The 23740-nt window shown below is 69.3% G+C and carries 18 protein-coding genes; 13 read left to right on the plus strand and 5 right to left on the minus strand.

Features of this window, described 5'->3' with window-relative positions; genetic code table 11:
- Positions 1-32: 32 nt before the first annotated feature.
- The 5 genes from ACK8HH_RS17430 to gluQRS all read left to right on the plus strand — a co-directional run bounded on the left by ACK8HH_RS17430 (position 33) and on the right by gluQRS (position 6289).
- Entirely contained in the window at positions 33-1130 is a 1098-nt protein-coding gene (locus ACK8HH_RS17430) for a Glu/Leu/Phe/Val family dehydrogenase (RefSeq protein ID WP_045539608.1), read from the plus strand.
- Between the two features lie 58 nt (positions 1131-1188).
- Positions 1189-3159, plus strand: a complete 1971-nt coding sequence (locus ACK8HH_RS17435) for an alkaline phosphatase family protein (protein WP_412475411.1) — start codon at positions 1189-1191, stop codon at positions 3157-3159.
- 99 nt (positions 3160-3258) lie between these two features.
- Entirely contained in the window at positions 3259-3882 is a 624-nt protein-coding gene (locus ACK8HH_RS17440) for a PadR family transcriptional regulator (RefSeq protein ID WP_045539605.1), read from the plus strand.
- On the plus strand, positions 3879-5381 hold the full coding sequence (locus ACK8HH_RS17445; RefSeq protein WP_375003389.1) for a DHA2 family efflux MFS transporter permease subunit: 1503 nt from the start codon (positions 3879-3881) through the stop codon (positions 5379-5381). Before ACK8HH_RS17440 ends, ACK8HH_RS17445 begins: the two co-directional genes overlap by 4 nt.
- Before the next feature lie 2 nt (positions 5382-5383).
- On the plus strand, positions 5384-6289 hold the full coding sequence (gene gluQRS, locus ACK8HH_RS17450; RefSeq protein ID WP_006897426.1) for a tRNA glutamyl-Q(34) synthetase GluQRS: 906 nt from the start codon (positions 5384-5386) through the stop codon (positions 6287-6289).
- 95 nt (positions 6290-6384) lie between these two features.
- Here the strand turns inward: gluQRS and ACK8HH_RS17455 are convergent, their stop codons facing one another.
- The 4 genes from ACK8HH_RS17455 to ACK8HH_RS17470 all read right to left on the minus strand — a co-directional run bounded on the left by ACK8HH_RS17455 (position 6385) and on the right by ACK8HH_RS17470 (position 10647).
- A complete protein-coding gene (locus tag ACK8HH_RS17455; RefSeq protein WP_006897427.1) occupies positions 6385-8217 on the minus strand; it encodes a phosphoenolpyruvate carboxykinase (GTP) in 1833 nt (610 codons plus the stop codon).
- 119 nt (positions 8218-8336) lie between these two features.
- Entirely contained in the window at positions 8337-8720 is a 384-nt protein-coding gene (locus tag ACK8HH_RS17460; RefSeq protein ID WP_233500140.1) for a DUF6802 family protein, read from the minus strand.
- Positions 8721-8728: 8 nt separating this feature from the next.
- A complete protein-coding gene (locus ACK8HH_RS17465) occupies positions 8729-9874 on the minus strand; it encodes a hypothetical protein (protein WP_412475412.1) in 1146 nt (381 codons plus the stop codon).
- Positions 9871-10647 carry a hypothetical protein gene (locus ACK8HH_RS17470; RefSeq protein ID WP_412475413.1) on the minus strand — a complete coding sequence of 259 codons (777 nt, stop codon included), beginning with the start codon at positions 10645-10647 and terminating at the stop codon, positions 9871-9873. Before ACK8HH_RS17470 ends, ACK8HH_RS17465 begins: the two co-directional genes overlap by 4 nt.
- A gap of 148 nt (positions 10648-10795) precedes the next feature.
- On the opposite strand from ACK8HH_RS17470, the gene trmB reads away from it, so the two are divergent.
- From trmB to ACK8HH_RS17495, 5 genes are all read left to right on the plus strand, one after another.
- Positions 10796-11584, plus strand: a complete 789-nt coding sequence (gene trmB, locus ACK8HH_RS17475) for a tRNA (guanosine(46)-N7)-methyltransferase TrmB (protein WP_062367287.1) — start codon at positions 10796-10798, stop codon at positions 11582-11584.
- Entirely contained in the window at positions 11581-12234 is a 654-nt protein-coding gene (locus ACK8HH_RS17480) for an NYN domain-containing protein (protein ID WP_045540559.1), read from the plus strand. Before trmB ends, ACK8HH_RS17480 begins: the two co-directional genes overlap by 4 nt.
- Before the next feature lie 95 nt (positions 12235-12329).
- Positions 12330-15440: an MMPL family transporter gene (locus tag ACK8HH_RS17485; protein ID WP_412475414.1), complete on the plus strand. Its 3111-nt coding sequence runs from the start codon at positions 12330-12332 to the stop codon at positions 15438-15440.
- Between the two features lie 33 nt (positions 15441-15473).
- Complete coding sequence (locus ACK8HH_RS17490; protein WP_006896817.1) at positions 15474-16652, plus strand: lysylphosphatidylglycerol synthase transmembrane domain-containing protein; 1179 nt, start codon at positions 15474-15476, stop codon at positions 16650-16652.
- A gap of 34 nt (positions 16653-16686) precedes the next feature.
- The gene (locus tag ACK8HH_RS17495; protein ID WP_412475415.1) at positions 16687-17100 is read left to right on the plus strand and encodes a DUF3054 domain-containing protein; all 414 of its coding nucleotides are present in this window, start codon (positions 16687-16689) and stop codon (positions 17098-17100) included.
- Here ACK8HH_RS17495 and ACK8HH_RS17500 read toward each other — a convergent pair.
- Positions 17087-18718, minus strand: coding sequence for an NTF2-like N-terminal transpeptidase domain-containing protein (locus ACK8HH_RS17500; protein ID WP_045540028.1), 1632 nt, complete (start codon positions 18716-18718; stop codon positions 17087-17089). The genes ACK8HH_RS17495 and ACK8HH_RS17500 overlap by 14 nt on opposite strands.
- Before the next feature lie 130 nt (positions 18719-18848).
- Between ACK8HH_RS17500 and ACK8HH_RS17505 the strand changes: the two genes are divergently transcribed.
- From ACK8HH_RS17505 to ACK8HH_RS17515, 3 genes are read left to right on the plus strand one after another with little or no spacing between them, the layout of a single operon-like run.
- Positions 18849-19574, plus strand: coding sequence for a pirin family protein (locus ACK8HH_RS17505; protein ID WP_412475416.1), 726 nt, complete (start codon positions 18849-18851; stop codon positions 19572-19574).
- A gap of 19 nt (positions 19575-19593) precedes the next feature.
- Positions 19594-21576: a M13 family metallopeptidase gene (locus ACK8HH_RS17510; protein ID WP_412475417.1), complete on the plus strand. Its 1983-nt coding sequence runs from the start codon at positions 19594-19596 to the stop codon at positions 21574-21576.
- A 59-nt stretch (positions 21577-21635) separates the two neighbouring features.
- Positions 21636-23714, plus strand: coding sequence for an MMPL family transporter (locus tag ACK8HH_RS17515; RefSeq protein WP_412475418.1), 2079 nt, complete (start codon positions 21636-21638; stop codon positions 23712-23714).
- Positions 23715-23740 lie beyond the last annotated feature (26 nt).

Consider the following 23740-nt stretch of genomic DNA (forward strand, 5'->3'; position numbering starts at 1 on the left):
CCGACCGTCTCAACCGCCCCGGAGGAACCACCATGACCACTGCGCACTCATCGTCGGAAGCCACTCGCGTCCTCGCCCAGACCAGCGTCTTCTCGCACCCGGACATGTCGATCGATCCCCCGCACGAGCAAGTGGTGTTCTGCCGCGACGCCGAGACCGGACTGCGCGCGATCATCGCGGTGCACAACACCGCCCTCGGGCCGGCGCTCGGCGGAACGCGCATGTATCCCTACGCCGCGGAAGCCGATGCGGTCGGCGACGTGCTGCGGCTCTCGCGCGGAATGACCTTCAAATCGGCCGCGGCCGGACTCGACCTGGGTGGCGGGAAGGCGGTCATCATCGGCGACCCCGCGGTGCACAAGACGCCGGATCTGCTCCGCGCCTACGGCCGGTTCGTCGACACCCTCGGCGGGCGCTACATCACCGCCGGCGATGTCGGCACCACCTCCGACGACATGGACCTGATCGGCGAGGGCACCTCGTATGTGGCGTCGAAGACCGTCGCGGGCGGCGGTTGGGGCGACACCGCGCCGATGACGGCTCTCGGAGTCTTCTACTCACTGCTGGCGGCCGCCGAACGCGTGTGGGGTTCGGCTGATCTCACCGGCCGAACGGTCGGCGTGGAGGGCGTCGGCAAGGTCGGCGTCCAGCTGGCCGAACTGCTGACAGGTGCCGGAGCGACCGTGTTGGCGGCCGATCCGTACGCTCCCGCCCGCGAGGCCTTCGCCGCCCGCTTCCCGCAGGCGCGCATCGTCGACGACGTCCGTTCGGCCAAGCTCGACGTGTACGCGCCGTGCGCGATGGGCGGCACCGTCACCGAGACGCTCGCAGGCGAGACCGCCGCGGCGATCATCTGCGGCGCGGCGAACAACCAGCTGACCAGCCCGTCGGTTGAGCAGGTTCTCGGCGCACGCGGCGTCACCTGGGTTCCCGACTACATCGCCAACGCGGGCGGCGTGATCCAGGCCTTCGGCGAGCAGCAGAACTGGACCCGCGACCGCGCCCAGGAGAAGGTGGAGGCGCTGCGCGACCGTGCAGGCCACGTCCTGGACACCGCGGCATCGAAGAAGATCACCTGCGGCGACGCCGCCCGGCTGATCGTCGCCGAACGGCTGTCGCAGGCACGGTAGTGCCGAGCTCCCGTAACGGGAGCCGGGAGGAGACGCCGGGCGATACACTTGCGCACTCATGGCGACTCCTCCCGAACGGATCTCCGAGTACTCCCGCAGGCACTTCCTGGGCCTGACCGCGAGCGCGGCCGGAATCGCAAGCGCCGCAACGCTTCTTCCTCCTTCGTTGGTGTCGGCAGCGGCACAGGACCGGCCTGCGGGATCGCTCGAGGATGTCGAGCACATCGTCGTCCTGATGCAGGAGAACCGTTCCTTCGACCATTATTTCGGGACGATGCGCGGGGTCCGCGGCTTCGCCGACAATTCGGCGAAGCCGGGGGTCTTCCTGCAGAGCGGCGTCCACCCGTTCCTCGCCCGCGAGGCCGCCAATCGCGGCTCCCTGTCGGTGGAGTACCTCGCATCTCTGCCTCACGAGTGGGCCGACGGACAGCAGGCCCTGGCCGGCGGGCGGTGCGACGGCTGGGTCGCGGCGAAGGGCAAGGCCACGATGGCCTGCTACGACCGCCGCGACATCCCGTTCCACCACGCGCTCGCCGAGACGTTCACCGTGTGCGACGGCTACTTCGCATCGTCGCCGACCGGGACCGGCACCAACCGCAACTACCTGTTCTCCGGCACCAGCGGATTCGAACCGTGGGGCGCGAGGTCGGTGGGCAACGAGATGTACGCACCCGTCCATCCCGGTCTCACCTGGGAGACGTACGCCGAGTCGCTGCACCGCGAGGGCGTCGACTGGCGCGTGTACCAGGAATGGGACAACTTCACCGACAACAACCTCGACTTCTTCGCGCACTTCCGAGGCATAGGACGCGACGCGGTGGCGTGCGCCGGACAGCTCGGAGTGGATCTCACCGGTTTCTACACTCTGCTGATCGAGACCGGGGCCAAGGACGCGCACGGCAACGTGGTCCCGTCGGCGGATCAACGCTCCCGGGCACGGGCGGTGCATCGGGCCGCCCGCGGCCTCGGCGAACAGGCCGCAGAGCTCTACGACCGCGCGCTGTATCGCAGCGAACCGGGCACTCTGGTCCCGCGCTTCCGCCGGGACGTCGAGAGCGGGCGACTCCCGGCGGTGTCGTGGATCGTCACCTCCGAGGCCGACTCCGAACACCCCCGCAGTTCATCGCCGGTCCAGTCGGCGGGCATCACCTACCGACTGCTCGACGCGCTGGCGTCGAACCCGGAGGTGTGGCGCAAGACGGCGGTGCTGCTCAACTACGACGAGTTCGACGGCTACTTCGATCACGTGGTTCCGCCGCTGCCGCCGGTCGGGGAGGCCGACGAGTGGTGGGAGGGAAAGCCGATGGGGCTCGGATTCCGGGTGCCGATGACCATCGTGTCCCCGTGGACCGTGGGCGGCCGGGTCTGCTCCGAGGTCTTCGACCACACGTCGGTGATCCGGCTGATGGAGGCGGTCACCGGCGTGCGCTGCCCCAACATCTCCGCCTGGCGCCGCGCGGTGTGCGGAGATCTGGTGTCGACCTTCGATTTCGGCCGCACCGACGGACTGCGCGTTCCGGCACAGCCCGCACCGCCGCCACCTTTCCGTCGCCGCTGGACGGCTCGGCCGGGCGGCGCCGCTCCGACGCAGGAGACTGGAACCGCCACGGCGCTGCCCACGCCGTACCGGCTGTCCGCGAACGTGGTCGACGGTGTCCTGGAACTGGTGAACACGGGCCGTCGCGCCGCCGTCTTCGGCGTCTTCGCAGACGGCGACGCCGCTCATCACACGGTGCTCGGACGCCGCCGGGTCCCTCTTCCTCAGCGCGCGCGACGGGTCGTCGTCACCGGTCCCGACCGCTTCCTGCGCGATCTGTCCCTCCGCCCGGGAGGATCGTCGGCGCAGGTGATGCCCGACCACGACCGCGGGCGCCTGTCGGTCGACGGGCGTGACGTCACCGCAACGCGCGTGCACGGCAGCTGGTACGAGGTGACCGTGGTCGGCCCCGAGGGGAGGCAGTACTTCACCGGCCGCCTCGAGAGCGGAGCCGTCACCCGTACGAGTCCCCTGCGCCGCCCGCCCGGCTAGTCGAACCGTCGAGACAGCCTCCACCGCCCACACCATCCGATTGACCGAGACCACCCAGCGTCATATAGTCCACATGGACTAATTGATCTGGAGCATTCGATGTCGGCTGAACAACCGCGGCTCACGCCGCTCGGTGTGATGGTCCTCGCGCTGCTGCGCGAGGGCGCCATGCACCCGTACGAGATGGTCCGCCTGCTCAGGCAACGGCGCGACGACCGCATGGTGTCGATCACGAACGGCACGCTGTACCACACCGTGGACCGACTGAATCAGCAAGAACTCCTGGTCGAAGTCGGAGTGGACCGCGAGGGCAACCGCCCCGAGCGGACCACGTACCGACTCACCGACGCCGGGCGCGACGCGGTCACCGAGTGGGTTCGCCGAGAGTTGCCCCGGAGCGACCGCACGGCGCAATTCCGGGTCGCTCTCGCCGAGGCCCACAACCTCGACCGCGACGAGGTGATCACTCTCCTGACGCTGCGGCGCGAGGGGCTCGCCGCCGATCTCGAGGTCCACCGCCGAGGCCTGAGCGATGCCACCGGCCGCGGTGTGCAATCGCAGTTCCTCATCGAAGTGGATCGTCAGGCCGATCTGATCGAGACCGATCTCCGCTGGACCGACCGCCTGCTCCAACGCCTCGCCGATCCCGACTACGCGTGGGGCGTCGACTCCGCGACATCACCGACACCCATGCTCCGCACCGACTCGAAGGACTCGAAATGACAGTCTCGTCCGGCACCGCCGACTCGCAGCGGAGCCCGTGGCCCGCACTGTGGGCACTGGTGATCGGCTTCTTCATGGTCCTCGTCGACACGACCATCGTGTCGGTCGCGAATCCGGCCATCAAAGAGGCGCTCGACCCCGACACCGACAATCTCGACAACGTCGTCTGGGTCACCAGCGCCTACCTGCTCGCCTACGCCGTGCCGCTGCTGATCACCGGGCGGATGGGCGACCGCTTCGGTCCCCGCAATCTCTACCTCATCGGCATCACCGTCTTCACCCTGTCGTCACTGGGCTGCGGTCTGTCGAATTCCCTGGCCATGCTCGTCGCGTTCCGCGCCGTCCAGGGTCTCGGCGCCGCGATGATCACCCCGCAGACCATGGCTGTGATCACCAGAACGTTCCCGGCGCATCAGCGCGGCGCGGCGATGGGTCTGTGGGGTTCGGTGGCGGGTGTGGCGATGCTGGTCGGCCCGCTGGCCGGCGGTCTGCTGGTCGATCACGCCGGTTGGGAGTGGATCTTCATCATCAACGTCCCGGTGGGCGTCATCGGCTTCGCCGCGGCGTGGCGCTTGGTTCCCCGCCTCGAGACCCACCAGCACCGGTTCGACGTCGTCGGCGTGACGATCAGCACGATCGGCCTCTTCCTCATCGTCTTCGGTCTCCAGGAGGGCGAGAAGTACGACTGGGCCGCCTGGGTGTGGACGATGGTGATCGGCGGTGTGGCGATCATGGCGCTGTTCCTCTGGCAGCAATCCCGCACCGCGAGCGAACCGCTGGTTCCGCTGGCACTGTTCCGCGACCGGAACTTCTCCATCTCCAACCTCGGCATCGCCGTCGTCGGCTTCGCGGTCACGAGTATGACGCTCCCGATGATGTTCTACGTCCAGGTGGCACGCGGACTGAGCCCCACGAAGTCGGCGCTGCTGCTGATTCCGATGGCCGTCCTCGCCGGGGTGCTCGCCCCGCTCGCCGGCAAGCTCCTCGACCGGACCGATCCCCGATTCCTGCTGGTACCCGGCCTCGGCCTCTACAGCGTCTCGCTGTTCTGGTATGCGTCGATGATGAACGCGGACACCGCCATTCCGATGTTCCTGCTGCCCGCCGCGCTGATGGGCATCGCCAACGCCGGCATGTGGGGACCGCTGGCGACCACCGCCACCCGCAATCTCCCGCCGCGGCAGGCCGGCGCCGGAGCCGGCATCTACAACACCACTCGACAGATCGGGTCGGTGATCGGGTCGGCCGCCATCGCCGCCGGCATGCAGTCCCGGCTGGAGGCCAACGTGCCCGGCGCGGGCGACAGCGGCTCGGTGGGCGTCGGGCAACTGCCGGACTTCCTGGTGGCGCCGTTCTCCACCGCCATGGCGCAGTCGATGCTGCTGCCCGCATCGATCCTGATAGTCGGCGTGGTCGCGGCGCTCTTCCTGGTCCGGCCGGAGAGCACGAGGCCGGGGTACCGGGCGGAGACGACGGCGGCGGTCGACACTACCGTGTAGACATGCTGCCGCCGAGCCCCGCGGGCCGCTTCGCACCGTCGCCGTCGGGCGATCTGCACATCGGAAACCTGCGCACCGCGGTCCTGGCATGGTTGTTCGCCCATGCCACGGGCCGCGGTTTCGCGATCCGGATGGAAGACCTCGACCGCGTCCGACCGGGATCGGACGTCCGGCAGCTGCGGGATCTCGCGGCGCTCGGCCTCAGCTGGGACGAGCCTGTCGTCTACCAGTCACAGCGGCTCGAGGAGTACCGCGCCGTGGTCGACGAATTGGTGGCCGCCGGACGCACGTTCGAGTGCTACTGCACTCGCCGGGAGATCCTCGAAGCGCCGAGCGCACCGCACGCGCCGCAGGGCGCTTACCCCGGAACGTGCCGCGACCTCAGCGAGGCGCAGCGCGCGCAACGACGGTCGGAGCGGCCCGCCGCGATCCGCCTGCGCGCCGAGGTCTCGTCGTTCACCGTCCATGACCTGCTGTACGGCGAGTTCACCGGCGACGTCGACGACTTCGTCCTGGTCCGGAACGACGGAACCCCGGCGTACAACCTGGCGGTGGTGGTCGACGACGCGGCCACGGGTGTCGACCAGGTGGTCCGCGGCGACGATCTGCTCAGCTCCGCACCCCGGCAGGCCTTCCTCGCGACTCTGCTCGGTCACCGCCCGCCCGAATACGCCCACGTGCCGATGGTCCTCAACCGCTCCGGTGCCCGCCTCGCGAAGCGCGACGGCGCCGTCACCCTGACCGATCTCGCCGGCCACGGGGTGGACGCGGCATCGGCGCTGTCGATGATGGCGGAGTCGCTGGGACTGGCCGCCGCCGGTGAACCGGTCACGTTGAGCGTTCTGGCGGAGCGATTCGACCCGTCCACGCTGGTTCGCACACCCTGGGTGTTCGTCCCGCCGGAGTGAACGGCGGTCCCGGCCGCGTTTCCCGGGGCCGACCGCTGCGACGAGAGGCCCGACCGGGCGAACCGGTCGGGCCTCTCGTCAGCGGACTCTGAGCGTCAGCCCAGGCGATCGCGCAGGTGCTTGAGCTGGTCGGCGAGCTCGGCGGGGAGCTTGTCCTTGCCGTCCTCGACGAACTCGAACCACTCCTCGATGGTCGGCAGTTCGTCGCGCCATTCGTCGGCGTTCACCGCGAGTGCCTCGGCGAGATCGGCCTCGGAGACGTCCAGTCCGGTGAGATCGAGCTCGCCCGGCGCCGCGACGATGCCGATCGGGGTCTCGACGCCCTCGACGTTGCCCTCGATGCGATCGACCATCCACTTCAGGACGCGGCTGTTCTCGCCGAAGCCCGGCCACAGGAAGCGGCCGTCCTCGCCGCGGCGGAACCAGTTGACGTAGAACACCGCGGGGAGCTGCGCGCCCTCCTTGCGGCCGATGTTCAGCCAGTGCTTGAAGTAGTCACCGACGTGGTAGCCGAGGAACGGCAGCATCGCCATCGGATCGCGGCGGACGGTGCCCACCTTGCCCTCGGCCGCGGCGGTCTGCTCGGAACCGACGGTCGCGCCCATGAAGACCGCGTGCTCCCAGTCGCGGGCCTGGGTGACCAGCGGCACGGTGGTCTTCCGGCGACCGCCGAAGAGGATCGCCGAGATCGGCACGCCCTGCGGATCGTCCCACTCGGGAGCCAGCGTCGGGCACTGCGACATCGGGGTGCAGTAGCGCGAGTTCGGGTGGGCGGCGTTGGTCCCGGACTCGGGGGTCCAGTCGTTGCCCTTCCAGTCGATCAGGTGCGCCGGGGTCTCGCCGCCGATGCCCTCCCACCACACGTCGCCGTCGTCGGTGCGCGCGACGTTGGTGTAGATCGTGTTGCCTGCCTCGACGGTCTTCATCGCCGTCGGGTTCGAATCGTAGCTGGTGCCCGGTGCGACGCCGAAGAAGCCGAACTCCGGATTCACCGCGTACAGCCGGCCGTCCTCGCCGAAGCGCATCCAGGCGATGTCGTCGCCCACGGTCTCCGCACGCCATCCGTCGAGAGTGGGGTGGATCATCGCGAGGTTGGTCTTGCCGCACGCCGACGGGAACGCCGCGGCGACGTAGTAGACCTTGTCCTCGGGGCTGATCAGCTTCAGGATCAGCATGTGCTCGGCCAGCCAGCCCTCGTCGTGCGCCATCGCCGAGGCGATGCGCAGCGCGTAGCACTTCTTGCCCAGCAGCGCGTTGCCGCCGTAGCCCGAGCCGTAGGACCAGATCACCCGGTCCTCGGGGAAGTGGACGATGTACTTCTCGGTGTTGCAGGGCCACGGCACGTCGGTCTGTCCCGGCTCCAGCGGGGCGCCCACCGAGTGCAGGCCCTGGACGAAGAAGCCGTCCTCACCGAGCGCCTCGAGCACCTTGGGGCCGACGCGGGTCATCACGCGCATCGACAGCACGACGTATTCGGAGTCGGTGATCTCGATGCCGAGCTTGGGATCGTCCGATCCGAGGGGACCCATGCAGAACGGGATGACGTACATGGTGCGTCCGCGCATGCAGCCGCGGTACAGCTCCGTCATGGTCGCACGCATCTCGGAGGGCTCCACCCAGTTGTTGGTGGGGCCTGCGGCTTCTTCGGTCTTGCTGCAGATGAAGGTGCGAGATTCGACGCGGGCGACGTCCGCGGGGTCCGAGAGCGCCAGGTACGAGTTGGGCTTGCGCTCGTCGTTCAGCTTGGTGATGGTGCCGGACTCGACGAGTTGCGCAGTGAGGCGATCCCACTCCTCGTCGCTGCCATCCGACCAGACAACTCGGTCGGGCTGCGTCAATTCGGCAACCTCGGCCACCCAGGCGATGAGCCCGGCGTGCTTGGTAGGGGCGCTCCCGGGCTCGACGCCCGGAATTGTCGCAGCGGTCATGCGGATCTCCTCATCGAAAACTCACGGGTGCCTGCGCGCAGTGGCTGTGCGAACGCATACTGGCCCCAGGATACGCCCCATACGCCGTGGACCGAACCCCCGGGCATCGCGACCAGCGGCTATTCGAGTCGGCCCAGCGTCGTCGGACTCCACTCGGCGTCATGCTCGCCCAACGCCCCCGCGTCGACTCGGCAATCTGTTCGCAGAACGGACACCCGGTCCACTCGCCCGTCCCCGTCGGTATCGGCGACGATCGCCGGGGAACCATCGACCTCGCAGGTCAGCGAGTCACGGACACCGTCTCCGTTCGCATCGAACTCCGCGGGCCCGAGGTCCCACAGGGCACCGTCCGAGTACCACCACAGGTGGTCGTGAACATCGACACCCGGCGAGTTCTCAGCGTCGGACATCACACCGAAGCCGGACGGGTGGTGCACCCCTCCCTCCGGGGAGATGAGACCATCCTCACTGTCTCCGGCGAGTCCTCCGGTCAATTCGTCCATCGGTTCCATCAGACGCGAGCGGGTCGCGTCCGGTTCCATACCTCTCTCGTGAACTGAGCTTCGGCCGCGCCGGCCCTGGTGCCGATGCGGTGTTCCATGCCGAGCCGCCTCGACGCGATCACCTCAGCGGCCCACCGTTCCAGCCGCGCGCGATCGGCGGATGCGCGGCGGACGGACACCACCCATGCGGCGAGCGCGACGCCGCCCAGGAGGGTGAGCACGGTCCCGGCGATGCCCAGTCCGGCCCACTGCAGGGTCGGCGCGATCACCATCCGGCCGATTCCGAAACCCATCGATGCGCCGAGGAGCAGCACCATGACGTCCTCGGTGCGGCGACCGCCCTGCGGTCGAGGCACCACCCGCGTGCCGTTCCCGAACGGCTCGGGCGGAGACGGCGGAGACGAGCCGCCGGCCAGTCCGCCGACGGCCGCTGCCCGTACCTGATCGAGCCGCTGCGCGAAGTGGTCCATCACCCGGTGTTCGAGCGCGTCGAGCAACGACGGCAGCCAGTCGGTGAAACCGGGAGCGGCGCTGGCGTCCGGCACGCAGCGATGCACATCGGACGTCGCGGCCCGCAACGATTCGATCGCCTCCGCCCTGGAGGCGACGATGCCCGCTCGCAGTCCGGCGAGCCGATCGGCACGGATCAGCGCGACCGACTCCGAGGGCGGCTGCGCCCTCTGTCCGCTCTCGGCCTGTCCGTTCTCGGCCCGCGCGGGAGCCCGGGGAACGGCTTCACCGTCGGCCCGATCGCGGCACCAGCGTGCCAGTTCCGGGACACCCGACGCGGAACCGGACGCGCTCGCGAGCGCCGCGGAGGTCGCGAACACCGGAAGTCCGCGCTGCGGATCCAGGCGGCGCCGCGTCTCGGCCAGCGCTTTCGGCCATGCCGGGAAGGCGTCGACGCGACATGCCACGAGTGCCGTCGGCAGGCCCGCCGCGGCGAGTTCGGCCAGCAGCAGGTCTTCTTCTTCGCACGCCGGCATCGACGAGTCGATCGCCAGCACGGCCGTCCGCGCCCGCGCGGCCTGCGACGCGGCGTCGGCGGGGCTGCCCGCGACGAGGATCTCCTCCTCCCACAGCCCGGCGGCCGCCAGTGCGGCGGCGAGTCCCGCCGGATCGGCTCCGGCGGTTCCGGCGATCAGCAGAGTCATCGGACCCGCTCCCCCGCCAGACGCCGTTCGACCGCGACGCGGTCGAAGCCGCGGGCCGCATGCAGGCGCAGTCCCGAGAGTCTGCGCACCCGGCGGCCGCGCGCGATCTCCGCGGATGCGGCGGCGATCGGCGCGACCAGCGCGTCCAGACCGCTCGCCTGCCGCAGCCGCACCGCCAGCGCCTGCGCGTCCAGGTCGGGGTCGGTCGATACGGCGGCCAGCGACTCCACGAGGCCGGCGCGACCGAGCAATGCGAGGAGCCGCGCTGCGGAGCCCTGGTCGGGCGCGGCTGCGGCGAACGCCGCCGCGGACTCGGGAACGCGGACCCCGGCGGCCGCCCACGACCGCAGAACGTCCACGTCAGCTGAAGTGATCCGCGCCGCGGCCGGCAGTGCGGACACCGGATGCACCGGACAGGCGAGATCCTCGCTCGCGTTCGCGGCGAGCCGGTCGGCGTCGGGCCGGGTGTCGGCCTTCGTGGCGACGACGACCACCGGCACCTCCGCTGCCCGGATCGCGGCGCGATCACAGGCGCGCGCCTGTGCGCCGATGACCCGGATCAGCAGATCCGCGGGGTCGTCGAGGCGCCGGTCGTGATCCGGACCGTCTCCCCGGTCCTGACCGACCGGTCTGGCGACCACGCCGAAGCGCGCGGCGAGCGCGGCGACCATCGTCGAACTGCCCGCGCCGGGCGCCCCGGAGACGTCGACCACCAATGGTGTGCGTGCGAAGTCCGGCCCGTCGAATGCGAGGCCGCTGAGAATGGGTTCCACCCCGTCCACCTCCCCCAAGGTGTCTGCGTGCACTGAACCTACCCCGCAGGTCCGACATTGTGCGGCGGTCGCCGGAATCGGGCGGCCCGAGGCGGCTGATCGGGGTGTCCGTTGTGAGCGAGCACCGTAAATAGGACACCATGGAACGGTGAACACCGACGCCGCCGATGGATCGGCGCCCGACACCGACCGCTCCCGCCTCTACCCGAGAGTCACCAGCTTCCGGTTCCGGCGCGGGACTCTGACCCCCGGACAGCAGCGCAATTGGGAGACTCTGTGGCCCCGGCTGGGTCGCGACCTGCGCACCGGACCCGACCGCGCGGACGAGCCACCGCTCGAGGCGGCGGAGTGGTTCGGACGGCAGGCTCCCCTCATCGTCGAGGTCGGCAGCGGCACGGGCATCTCCACCGCGGCGATGGCCGAGGCCGAGCCGGACGCCGACGTCGTGGCCGTGGAGGTGTATCAGCCCGGGCTCGCGCAGTTGGTCGGCCTCGTCGACCGAGCCGGACTGACCAACGTCCGCATGGTCCGCGGCGATGCGACCGTCGTCCTCTCCGAGCTCATCGGTCCCGACACCCTCACCGGCGTCCGCGTGTTCTTCCCCGACCCGTGGCCCAAGTCGCGCCATCACAAGCGGCGTTTCCTGCAGTCGGGCACCATCGAACTGATCGCCGATCGACTCAAGCCCGGCGGCGTCCTGCACATCGCGACCGATCACGCCGATTACGCGCTGTGGATCGCCGAACTGCTGGCGACGCAGCGTCCGGACCGGCCGCATGTGGTGCCGCTGACCTTCGACTCGCCGATTCTGCTCGACCGCCCGACCACCAAGTTCGAGGGCCGCGCCCAGGAGGAGGGCCGAGAGGTCAACGAGTTCGTCTACGTGAAGCCGCATCCCAAACCCACGCGCACGGAGACCAGGGAGGACGACGCATGAGCCCCGAGTTCGCGGAGACGATCTCCGGCGCGAGCAGTGCTCGCCGACTGCTGCTGGTGTGGGACGCCCCGAATATGGACATGGGTCTCGGAGGAATCCTCGGCGGCCGCCCGACCGCCGCGCACCGGCCGCGGTTCGACGCCCTGGGCCGCTGGATTCTCAAGCGGAACGCCGCTCTGGCGGCGAGTCTGCACGCCGAGGTCGAGCCCGAAGCCACCGTCTTCACCAACATCGTGCCCGGCAGCGCCGACGTGGTGCGCCCGTGGGTGGAGGCGCTGCGGAACGTCGGTTACGCGGTGTTCGCCAAGCCGAAGCTGACCGAGGACAGCGACGTCGACGCCGACATGCTCGACCACATCCAGGTGCGACGTCATACACCCGGCCTCGCCGGTGTGATCGTCGCCTCAGCCGACGGCCAGGCCTTCCGGGAACCGCTGCTGGAGATCGCGGCCGAAGGCGTGCCGGTCACCGTCATCGGTTTCCGGGAGCATGCGAGCTGGGCGTTGACCTGCCAAGAGATCGAGTTCATCGATCTCGAGGAGATCCCCGGCGTGTTCCGCGAACCGCTGCCGCGGATCAGTCTCGACTCGCTGCCGGACGAGGGTGCCTGGCTCACCCCGTTCCGTCCCCTCACGGCGTTGCTCAAGTAGACAGGTCTTCAGAGACCTGAAGCCGTGCGCAGGTTTTCTCAGTTTAGGCTGCGAGAATCGCACTTTCGGTACCCGCAAGTAGGAAGGACACCGGCGTGTTCGGATCCATCGGCTCATTCGTCTACCGAATGCGCTATACCGTCATCGCCGTCCTCGTCGCATTGATGGGCGGTCTGGGGCTCTACGGCATCAACCTGCCGCAGTACCTGTCCCAGAGCGGATGGTTCGACCCGGGCTCGGAGTCGGCCCAGGGATCCGTCATCGCCGACACCGCCCTCGGGCGAGACCACAAGTCCGACGTGATCCTGCTGATCACGCCGCCTGCGGGGACCAAGGTCGACGATCCGGCGTTCAGCGCCAAGATCGAGAACATCGTCGACGACCTGGTCAAGGAGCATCCGGACATCGTCAGCCGGGAGTCCGGCGACGGGCACGCGGGCATCATCGATCCGTTCGAGAAGGCCGACGCGGGCGCCGGTCAGACCGCTGCCGAGATCAAGCAGTCCCGGATGTGGACGGCCGACCGAAAACACGGTTTCGTGTCCATCGGCGTCGCGGGTGACGACGACACCACGATCCTGAACAACTACAAGACCATCGAGCCGTTCTTCGACGGGCTCGCCGACCGGTACGACCTACCGGGAACCAAGTTTCAGCTGGCCGGTCTGCAACCGATCGCGGCCGCGATGAGCAAGGGTATGGAAGACGACATCTCGCGTGCCGAGGTGATCGCGCTACCGGTGGTGGCGATCATGCTCCTGTTCGTCTTCGGCGGCGTGGTGGCGGCCGTGCTGCCGGTCTTCATCGGTGGTCTGACGATCGCCGGCTCCCTCGGCATCATGAAGGTGCTGGCGCAGCTCACCGAGTTGAACATCTTCGCCCAGTCGGTGGTCACGCTGATCGGTCTGGGCATCGCGATCGACTACGGCCTGTTCATCGTCAGCAGATTCAGAGAGGAACTGGCCGAGGGATACACGGTCAAAGCCGCGGTCCGAAGAACCGTGATGACCGCGGGCCAGACCGTGGTGTTCTCGGCGACCATCATCGTCGCTGCGCTGGCCTGTCTCCTGATGTTCCCGCAGGCCTTCCTGAAATCCGTGGCGTACGGGGCGATCGCGTCGGTCGGTCTGGCCGCCATCCTGTCGATCACCGTCCTCCCGGCGATCCTGGCGATCCTGGGCCGCCGGATCGACGCGCTGAGTCTGCCCTTCCTGCGTCGGACCAAGACGCGCGAAGAGATCGAGGCCGGATTCTGGGGCCGCCTGTCCGGATGGGTGATGCAGCACCCGGTCAAGACCGCGGCACCCACGGTCCTGCTGCTGCTGGCGCTGATCATCCCGTTCGGCAACATCCAATTCGGCGGCATGACCGAGGCCTATCTCCCGCCCGACAACGCGAACCGCGTCGCGCAGGAGGACTTCGACAAGTACTTCCCGACCGAGCGCACCGAAGACCTCAAGCTGATCGTCACCTACGACCAGAACACCGACGACGCGGCGGGCAAGATTCAGCGGATCGCCGACGAGGCCAACCAGATTCCCGGGTTCACCAAGCAGTTCTCGCCCACGGCCGACGGCGGAGCCCTCGAAGGCGTGTACGGCGACGACGAGACCGGGCTCGGCGTGACGCAGATGTCGGCCGGTCTGGTGGACCGCAACACCGCACCCGAGGCGATCAAGAAGCTCCGCGAGATCGACGACCAGGGCATGACCGTCTACGTCGCCGGCACCCCGACCCTGACCCAGGACTCCATCGACGCGCTGATCAAGCTGCTCCCGTGGATGGCCATCCTGCTGGTCCTGGTCACCGGCCTGCTGATGTTCCTGGCGTTCGGTTCGGTCATCCTGCCGATCAAGGCGGCACTGATGACCGCGCTGGGTCTGGGCTCCACGCTCGGGATCCTGACGTGGATCTTCATCGACGGTCACGGCTCGTCGATCGCGAACTTCACTCCCGGGCCGCTCTTCGCGCCGGTGCTGGTTCTGATCATCGCGATCATCTACGGCCTGTCGACCGACTACGAGATCTTCCTGCTCTCCCGCATGGTCGAGGCCCGGCAGCAGGGTGCGTCGACCACCGAGGCGATCCGGGTGGGCACCGCGCACACCGGCCGCATCATCACCGCGGCCGCGGCCATCCTGGTGGTGGTCACCGGCGCGTTCGGCCTGTCGGACATCGTCATGATGAAGTACATCGCCTACGGCATGATCGCAGCGCTGATCCTCGACGCGACGGTGATCCGCATGCTGCTGGTGCCGTCGATCATGAAGTTGCTCGGCGACGACTGCTGGTGGTCGCCGCGCTGGATGCAACGACTGCAGCAGAAGATCGGCCTCGGCGAGACCATCCTCGAGGACGACCCGAGCCAGAAGCGCCCCGACTACTTCGACGCGGTGCCCGCGGGCACCTCGGGCGGCGTCGTGGCCGCGGCGGAGGCACCGACCACCGCGATGCGGGTACCGGCCGGAGTGGCCGAACGTCCAGTGGCCGGACGGGCCGAGCCGACGGGGCCCCGCCGCGCGCTCTCGCGGCACGAGACGCCGGGTGAGTCCGACAGCGGACCCCAGCCCACCGCCGACAGCACGCTCGACGAACTCGTCGACGACGAGGTGGTCGCGCCGTCCGCCGCGCGCACCGACCGCCGCGGCTCCGGCCCCGACACCGGCTCGTGGAAGCTCGGACTCGGCGGCGTCCGCCAGGTGAGCCCGGATCAGCGCCCACGACCGCAGGCAGCCCCGTCGGCAAGACCGCAGACCGCACCGCCTGCACCGCAGCCGCGTCCGGTGCGGACGCCGATCGCACCGACGACGGGCGGTGCGACGCCCGCTGCACGGCCACAGGGACCCGCTCCCACCGCCCCGGCGACCGCGCGCCGCCCGATCGGTGCACCGCCGGTACCGCCGCGCCGGGTTCCGCCGCGCCCGGTGGTACCGGGTCAGAGCGGCCCGCAGCCCGTGGCTCCTCGCCCGGCGACCGACCAGCCGCAGGCTCCCGCGCCGCGCCGCGCCCGGGCCACTCCCCCGGCACCGACACCGCCCCCGCGCCCGACCGCACCGGCACCGGAGGCCCCGGCCCGTGAGCCCGCGGCACCCGAGCCGCAGGCCCCTTCGCGCGAGCTCCGCGCCGACCGCGGCGAGGAGGGAACCCAGATCAGCGTGCAGGATCTGCTGCGCCGGAGCCGTCGGGCACAGCAGGACGGGGAATAGGTCCCTCGCTACCGGGCAGTTACGCTGTAGCGCATGCCCAACGACGACGCCGACCACGTCGCCGCGGACCCGACGCCCGAGGGCGGGTCCTCGCGACCGTGGCGCCGTTGGCTCCGATGGGGTCTGATCGTCCTCGTCGTCGCCATTCTGGTCACCGAGGGCGTGATCGTCTGGCCCAAGCTCACACAGACCTGGGCGCGCATCGGCGAGCTCCGGTGGCAGTGGGTCTTCGTCTCCATCGTGGCTGCTCTGCTGTCGATGGACAGCTACGGCCAGGTGCAGCGCGTCCTGATGCGTTCGGCAGGCGTCCGGGTCCGGCAGCGCGAATCACTGGCGGTGATCCTGGCCTCGAACTCGGTGTCCCAGACCCTGCCCGGCGGACAGGTCCTCGCTCCGGCGTTCATCTACCGCGAGAGCCGGCGCTGGGGCGCGACACCGGTGGTCGCCTCCTGGCAGCTGGTGATGTCCGGGCTGCTGGCGGGCGCTGGACTGGCGCTGCTCGGCCTCGGCGGAGCCCTGCTCGCCGGCGCCAAGACCAGTCCGTTCTCGGTGATCTTCAGCGTCTCGCTGTTCGTCGTGTTCGTGGCGGTCGTGCAGTACATGGCCAGTCATCCCCAGGTGCTCGAGACCATCGCCGCCCGGCTGCTCGGCTGGTTCAACGAGTTGCGCGACAAGCCCGCCGACTACGGGACAGACCGACTCCACCAGATCATCACCCAGCTGCAGGCGGTGAAGCTCGACCGGCGCAACGCCGTCGAGGCGTTCAGTTGGAGCCTGTTCAACTGGGTCGCTGACGTTCTCTGTCTCGCCGCCGCCTGCTATGCGATCGGCGCGCATCCCTCGATCTCGGGTCTGATGGTCGCCTATGCCGCGGGCAAGGCGGTCGGCACCGCGGTTCCGCTGCTGCCCGCCGGCATCGGCGTCGTCGACGGCGTCCTGGTGGCGGCCCTCGCCTCCGCGGGCATGGGCGCCGCGGATGCGCTCACCGCCGTCCTGATCTACCGCATCATCAGCTACATCCTGATCGCACTGATCGGTTGGGTCGTCATCGCGGTGCGGTACCGGGGTGCGTTCAAGTCCCGGCGCAGTCTGGACGACGAGATCGCCGAAGACACGACGCAGAAGTATCCGGTCATCGACCCCGGACAGCTGGATCGACGGTCCGACGACGGTCGCGATCCCGGTGCCGGCGAGACGCCGAACACAGGGTAGGGAAGGCCGGCCGGTCCGGGGATACGGTGGGGACATGACCGCACCCGTATCCGTCGCGCCGGTTCAGCGACGTCTCGTCCTCCCCGCCGTCGCCGACTTCGCGGCGATCTGCGTGTTCGTCGCCGTCGGCCGCAGCAGCCACGAAGAGGCCGGCTCGTTCACCGGATTCCTGACGACCCTGTGGCCGTTCCTCGTCGGAGCGATCGCCGGCTGGGCGATCGCCGCCGCGACCACCCGGGGCCGAGACCTCGCGCCCGCCGCACTCTGGCCCGCCGGCGTCGCGGTCTGGGTCTCGACCGTCGTCGTCGGGATGCTGCTGCGCGTGGTCTCCGGGCAGGGCACGGCCCTCTCGTTCTGCATCGTCGCCACCATCGCGACCGGTGTCCTGCTGCTGGGCTGGCGCGCCGTCGCCGGTCTGGTGACGCGGCGCCGCGTCACTTCAGCGTGAAGTACTTCTGCGCCACCTGAAGGGCCGCGGTACCGGACTTGTCGCCCTCGCAGTAGATGACGATGATCTTGCCGCCCTGAGAGCCGACGAACCAACCGGGTCCCTGTGGCCCGTTGGTGCCGACCAGCGCCTTGAGGCCGGGAGCACGGGTCAGATCGCTGGCGTCGCCGGTCTTCGCCGTGGTCGTCATGGACGCCTGGATCCGCCGGACCACGCCGTCGTCGAGTTTGCCCAACTGGCCCCCGGTGACCTTGGTCTTCGACCCTTTGATGACGAACGGCGGAGCCGCGGTCCGGTCACCGCCGGCTCGTTCCAGGGCGACTCCCAGGGCCGCCATGTTGATCATCGACGCCGTGTAATCCTTCGGGTGGTAAGCGGCGGCGGACACCTTGGGCGCGGTGCCGCTCGGCAGGCTCATTCCCGGAACCGTGAACTGCAGGCCCAACCCGAGTGAGTGCAGCACCGACTCCGCGCTGTGCTGATCGGCGCCCTTGCCCTCCGCCGCGATCGCGTCGAACACCGGGTCGAGGGTGCTGCCGACGGGATAGGCGATGCCCGCCTCGATGTTCTTGGCGGCCGCGGCGTCGTTCTGCGCCATCCCGCGGATCGCTCCGGTGGCGGCGTCGAGGGTCATGATCGTCGCCGGCTGCGCCACCTCGACGGCGGCGTCGCCCAGGGTGAGCTGTTCGTTCGGGTCGATCGTCGTCACGATGTCCGGGCCCGCCCCGCCCTGATGCCCGGCGAGTTTCTGCGGCGGCGCCCCGGGCGCCACGAGCTGCACCTGCCAGCCGGCGGTGGCGTCGCGGATCGCGTTCCAGTAGTTCGTCAGACCGGCGCTCAGCGGGGTCGACAGCCGGCGGTCGGTCATCACGAGCATGCCCGACTTGTTGACGTTGACTCCCGCGATCCGAGCCGGATCGGAAGTGAGAATCTGCATGTCGGAGTCGCGCAGCGTCACCGCGACCACCTGCCGTCCCTGGGAAGCGGCGAGCTTGTCGTCGATCGATTTCACCGTCACCATCGGGGCCACCGGAGCCACCGCGTTCGCCAGCGCTCGCACCGACTTGTCGAGATCCTTGGTCGCGGCCGGGTCGATGGTGATCTCGTTGACCGGCTCCATCTGCATGAACGGCTTGCCCGACGCGCTGCGCACCACCGGCGCCGGAGTGGCGTCGGTGCGGACCTCCTGCAGTCGGCCGTCCGGGGTGAGGCCGGTGTACAGCAGCCCCGGATCCCACTGGACCTTCCAGCCGGAGGAGAGCCGGCGTGCCGACCCCGAGGTCTTGGTCTGGAAACTCCGGTCGCCCGCCCAGTTCCACGTGATGGTCAGGGTGAACGAGGCGCTGCCGTCGCTGTACTCCACGAGCCGCCCGGTGTCGACGGACACCTCACGCGGATGCATTCCCGCGAACGTGACGCCGAGCAGCTCGGCCGCCTGACTCGGCGACGTCGTCAGGTCGGCCGCTCCCTGCGTGTCCTGCCTGCTGATCGCGTCCGCGAATGCCGAGACCGCACGCGAAGCATCCGAATCGTCGTCGGAAGAGCACGAGACCATGGCGAGAACCACGGCCAGCGCAGCGACGACAGCGAACACCGCTCTTCCAACCCGCGAAACCATAGTCCCAATTATCACTTCATTCCCACCCGTTTCTCTGGCCACAAGCTCGCATTCCGGGAACTATGTGGTCACAATCGCACAACGCGCCGCTCACGGCATCCGTTCCGGGCGACGGAGGACAATGGACTCCATGAGCACGTCCATCCTGCGTTCCACGGACCGCGCGCGCACCACCACCGGCTGGCTCGACTCGGCCCACTCCTTCTCGTTCGGCGACCATTACGACCCGGCGAACACCCACCACGGCGTGCTCCTGGTGCAGAACGAGGACGTGATCTCACCCGGTGAGGGCTTCGACACACATCCGCACGCTGACACCGAGATCGTCACCTGGGTGCTGTCGGGATCGCTGGTCCACCAGGACTCCGAAGGACACAGCGGCGTCATCTATCCCGGCCTCGCACAGCGGATGAGCGCAGGCACCGGCATCCTGCACTCCGAACGCAACGACGACGCCGAGTCGGCGGACGAGTCGGTGCACTTCATCCAGATGTGGGTGATGCCCGACGAGTACGGCATCACACCCGGCTACGAGCAACTCGACATCTCGGGCGAACTGCGACCGGGACGCCTCGTCACCGTCGCCTCCGGTTCCCCCCGCCACGACTCCGCGATCCGAATCGCCAACCGCGGGGCCACCCTCTCCGCGGCCAGACTCACTCCCGGACAGACCGTCGCGGTGCCGTCGTCCCGCTTCACACACCTGTTCGTCACCCGCGGCACCGCGCAGGTGGAGGGCGAGACGCTGGAGGCCTCCGACGCCCTGCGCGCCACCGACTTCGGCGGAACCGTCGTCCGGGCGGCCACCGATTGCGAACTGCTCGTCTGGTCGATGGATGCGCGGCTCGGGGAATAAACCCCGGCGTGATGTCACTATGGAGGGCGTGACTATCGAGCAGACCTCCGGGCTCGACCTCGAGTGGGTCGAACCATCCGTACGCGCCGCAGACGACCTCTTCACCCACGTCAACGGGAAATGGCTTGCCAGCCACCGGATTCCGGACGATCGCAGCATCGACGGAGCGTTCCACGTGCTGCGCGACAACGCTGAGGAGGACGTCCGCGCGATCGTCGAGGAGTGCGCCGAGGGCTCCCCCGAGTCGGGCACGCCCGCAGCCAGGATCGGCGACCTCTACGCGTCGTTCATGGACGTCGATCGGGTCGAGGAACTCGGGGTCGCACCGATCGCCGATCAGCTCCAGGAGATCGCCGGCGTCTCCGACACCTCCGAACTGGCCGCTCTGATGGGGCGTCTGCAGCGCGAGGGGGTGGGCGGCCTGTTCGGCTTCTACGTCGACACCGATGCGCGACGGTCCGACCGCTACCTGGTGCACATCACCCAGAGCGGTCTCGGACTGCCCGACGAGTCCTACTATCGCGAAGACAATCACGCCGCCGTGCGCGAGGCCTATCGCGCTCACATCGCCGCGATGCTCGGACTGGCCGGTGTCGCCGACGCACAACGGCAGGCGACGGCGATCTTCGACCTCGAGACCGCGATCGCATCGCATCACTGGGACGTGGTGCGGCGACGCGACGCCGAGGCCGCCTACAACCTGCGGACCCTCGCGGAGTTCGGCGATCTCGCCGCCGGTTTCGATCTCGCCGGCTGGCTGACTGGTCTCGACGCGGGCGAGACGTTCGCGGAGGTGGTGATCGGTCAGCCGTCGTTCATCGAGTCGAGCGCCGGACTGCTCACCTCGCAGCCGCTCGATTCATGGAAGAGCTGGCTCGCCTGGCGGCTGCTGCGCACCGTCGCACCGTATCTCTCCAGCGACTTCGTCGACGAGAACTTCGCGTTCTACGGCAAGACCCTCACCGGTGCCGAGGTGATCCGCGACCGATGGAAGCGCGGTGTCGGTTTCGTCGAGCAGGCGGCAGGCTTCGCGGTCGGCGAACTATACGTGGAGCGACACTTCCCGCCCGAGGCGAAGGCCCGGATGGACGAACTGATCGCCAATCTCGTCGAGGCGTATCGCCGCAACATCGGCGATCTGCCCTGGATGACCGAGGCGACGCGCGCCCGGGCCCTGGCGAAACTCGACAAGTTCACCCCCAAGATCGGCTACCCGGCCAAGTGGATCGACTACTCGACGCTGGAGGTCGACCGCACCGACCTCGTCGGCAACTCCCGCCGCGCCGCGGCTTTCGAGACCGCACGCGAGCTCCGCAAGATCGGCCGCCCCGTCGATCGCGACGAGTGGTTCATGACGCCGCAGACGGTGAACGCCTACTACAACCCGGGGATGAACGAGATCGTCTTCCCGGCGGCGATCCTGCAGCCCCCGTTCTTCGATCCGAACGCCGACGACGCGGCCAACTACGGCGGCATCGGCGCGGTGATCGGCCACGAGATCGGCCACGGCTTCGACGACCAGGGCGCGAAGTACGACGGCGACGGCAACCTGGTGGACTGGTGGACCGACGACGACCGGGCCGAGTTCGGCAAGCGCACTTCGGCACTGGCAGCGCAGTACGGCGAGTTCACGCCTCACGGGCTGGACGAGAAGTACAAGGTGAACGGCGAGTTCACCCTCGGTGAGAACATCGGCGATCTGGGTGGGCTGTCGATCGCCCTGGTGGCGTACGAGATCGCGCAGGAGAAGTCCGGCGCCACGCCGCCGGTGATCGACGGACTGACCGGACGGCAACGGGTCTTCTACAGCTGGGCCCAGATCTGGCGTACCAAGACCCGGGACGAGGAAGCCATCCGGCGTCTGGCCATCGACCCGCACTCGCCGCCGGAGTTCCGCTGCAACGGTGTGGTCCGCAACGTCGACGCCTTCTACGACGCGTTCGACGTCGTCCCCGGCGATGCGCTGTATCTGCCGCCCGCCGATCGCGTCCGCATCTGGTGAGGCAGCCGACCGGCGCTCTCGATGGTGCGAACACCGCATAGCCGGTAGACATGGAGGCCATGACCTCCTCGCGGCTCGCCCGCACGCTGGTGCCCGCCGTGCTCGTGCTGATCTGGCTTGGGGTGGCCGGGGCCACCGGACCGCTGGCCGGAAAGCTCAGCACGGTCACCACCGACGACGCGAGCGCGTTCCTGCCCTCGTCGGCCGAGTCGACCCGCGTGGCCGAGCAGCTGCCCGCGTTCACCGACACCGGCTACTTCCCGGCGATCGTCGTCGCGGAGAAGCAGGACGGCGGGCCGATGACTGCGGCCGACACCGCCTTCGTCTCCGACGCCGTGACTCCACTGGCCGGAACACCGGGCTTCGCACCGCAGTTCTCTCCCGCGATCGGGGCGGCGGACGGTGCGGCCGTCCAACTGTTCGTCCCGGTCTCCACTGACGGGAAACCGAAGGAGCAGATCGGGAAGCTGCGCGATGCGCTGGCGAATCCACCGCCCGGAGTGGCAGTGGCCGTGACCGGCCCCGCCGCCCAGGCCGCCGACCTCTCGAACGCCTTCGCGGGCATCGACGGCGTCCTGTTGCTGGTGGCCGGGGCGGTGGTGCTGGCGATCCTGATCGTCGTGTACCGCTCGCCGATCCTGCCGCTGGTGGTGCTGCTCTCCGCAGTCTTCGCCCTCGCACTGGCGTCGGGCGTGGTCTACTGGCTCGCGTCCGCGGGCACCCTGGAACTCAACGGGCAGAGCCAGGGAATCCTGTTCATCCTGGTCTTCGGCGCCGCCACCGACTACGCCCTGCTTCTGGTGGCTCGCTACCGCGAGGCGCTGTCGGCGGAACCGGACGCACGCGCGGCCCTGCGCACCGCGTGGCGCGCCACCCTCCCGCCGATCTGCGCGTCGGCTGCCACCGTGATCCTGGGCGTCCTCTGTCTGCTGCTGTCCGACCTGAACTCGAATCGCAGCCTCGGCCCGATCGCGGCGATCGGCATCGCCGCCTCGTTGCTCGTCTCGATCACCTTCCTCCCGGCCGCCCTCGCGCTCATCGGACGCACCGCGTTCTGGCCGCGCCGGCCCGGGCCGGCCACAGGTTCGACGCACCGGATCTGGCAACGGGTCGCCGCATTCGTCGCCCGTTCGCCGCGCAAGATCTGGGCGCTCACCCTCCTGGTGCTCGTCATCGGCGCCGCATTCGCCCCCGCGTTCCGCGCCGGCGGCGTCTCCACCGACGACTTCTTCCTCGGTGAGACCGAATCGGTGACCGGCGCGCAGATGCACGGCAGGCACTTCGACGCCGGGTCGGGCACCCCCACCTGGGTGATCACCGACGATGCGGCCGCGGTCCGAACCGCGGAACGGGTTCGTGCGGTCGACGGCGTCGCAGCCGCCGAGATCCTCGCCGCCGCATCGGGTCCCGTCACCCACGATGGGAGGCAGGCGATTCAGGTGACGCTGAGCGATGACCCGAACTCCCTCGCCGCACAGGACACCGTGGTGCGGATCCGGAACGCCGTCTCGTCCGTCCCCGGTGCCGACGCGGAGGTCGGCGGCGCCACGGCTGTCGACCTGGACACCCGGACCACCGCCGAACGCGACCGCAACGTCATCATCCCCATCGTGTTGGCTGTGGTCCTCGCCGTCCTCGTCGTCCTGCTGCGGAGCCTTCTCGCACCGCTGATCCTGCTCGCGACCACGGTTCTGTCGTTCGGGACCGCGCTGGGCGTCGCGGCACTGATGTTCAACGGCCCGTTCGGCTTTCCCGGCGCCGATCCCGTCGTCCCGCTGTTCGCGTTCGTGTTCCTCGTGGCGCTCGGCATCGACTACAACATCTTCCTGATGACCCGGGCCCGGGAGGAGGCGCAGGCACACGGCACCCGCGACGGGATGATCAGAGCCCTCACCGGCACCGGCGGCGTCATCAGCGCAGCCGGTCTGGTGCTCGCCGCCACGTTCAGCGCCCTCGCGGTGATCCCGCTGCTGTTCCTGGCCCAGGTGGCCTTCCTCGTCGCGTTCGGCGTCCTCGTCGACACGCTGATCGTGCGATCGCTGCTGGTTCCGGCGCTCACCCTCGACATCGGACCGCGGATCTGGTGGCCGGGCGCCATCGCCGCCGACACGTCCCAGGACGCGCGCGCGGCAGACTGACGCGCTCCTCGCGCGAACCGCCCGGC

Source organism: Gordonia sp. LUNF6, from assembly GCF_047041125.1.
GTDB lineage: Bacteria > Actinomycetota > Actinomycetes > Mycobacteriales > Mycobacteriaceae > Gordonia > Gordonia sihwensis.

Coding starts and splice junctions, on each gene's coding strand:
- ACK8HH_RS17430 (WP_045539608.1), top strand. CDS start 33: ATGACCACTGCGCACTCATCGTCGGAAGCCACTCGCGTCCTCGCCCAG.
- ACK8HH_RS17435 (WP_412475411.1), top strand. CDS start 1,189: ATGGCGACTCCTCCCGAACGGATCTCCGAGTACTCCCGCAGGCACTTC.
- ACK8HH_RS17440 (WP_045539605.1), top strand. CDS start 3,259: ATGTCGGCTGAACAACCGCGGCTCACGCCGCTCGGTGTGATGGTCCTC.
- ACK8HH_RS17445 (WP_375003389.1), top strand. CDS start 3,879: ATGACAGTCTCGTCCGGCACCGCCGACTCGCAGCGGAGCCCGTGGCCC.
- gluQRS (WP_006897426.1), top strand. CDS start 5,384: ATGCTGCCGCCGAGCCCCGCGGGCCGCTTCGCACCGTCGCCGTCGGGC.
- ACK8HH_RS17455 (WP_006897427.1), bottom strand. CDS start 8,217: ATGACCGCTGCGACAATTCCGGGCGTCGAGCCCGGGAGCGCCCCTACC.
- ACK8HH_RS17460 (WP_233500140.1), bottom strand. CDS start 8,720: ATGGACGAATTGACCGGAGGACTCGCCGGAGACAGTGAGGATGGTCTC.
- ACK8HH_RS17465 (WP_412475412.1), bottom strand. CDS start 9,874: ATGACTCTGCTGATCGCCGGAACCGCCGGAGCCGATCCGGCGGGACTC.
- ACK8HH_RS17480 (WP_045540559.1), top strand. CDS start 11,581: ATGAGCCCCGAGTTCGCGGAGACGATCTCCGGCGCGAGCAGTGCTCGC.
- ACK8HH_RS17490 (WP_006896817.1), top strand. CDS start 15,474: ATGCCCAACGACGACGCCGACCACGTCGCCGCGGACCCGACGCCCGAG.
- ACK8HH_RS17495 (WP_412475415.1), top strand. CDS start 16,687: ATGACCGCACCCGTATCCGTCGCGCCGGTTCAGCGACGTCTCGTCCTC.
- ACK8HH_RS17500 (WP_045540028.1), bottom strand. CDS start 18,718: ATGGTTTCGCGGGTTGGAAGAGCGGTGTTCGCTGTCGTCGCTGCGCTG.
- ACK8HH_RS17505 (WP_412475416.1), top strand. CDS start 18,849: ATGAGCACGTCCATCCTGCGTTCCACGGACCGCGCGCGCACCACCACC.
- ACK8HH_RS17510 (WP_412475417.1), top strand. CDS start 19,594: ATGGAGGGCGTGACTATCGAGCAGACCTCCGGGCTCGACCTCGAGTGG.
- ACK8HH_RS17515 (WP_412475418.1), top strand. CDS start 21,636: ATGACCTCCTCGCGGCTCGCCCGCACGCTGGTGCCCGCCGTGCTCGTG.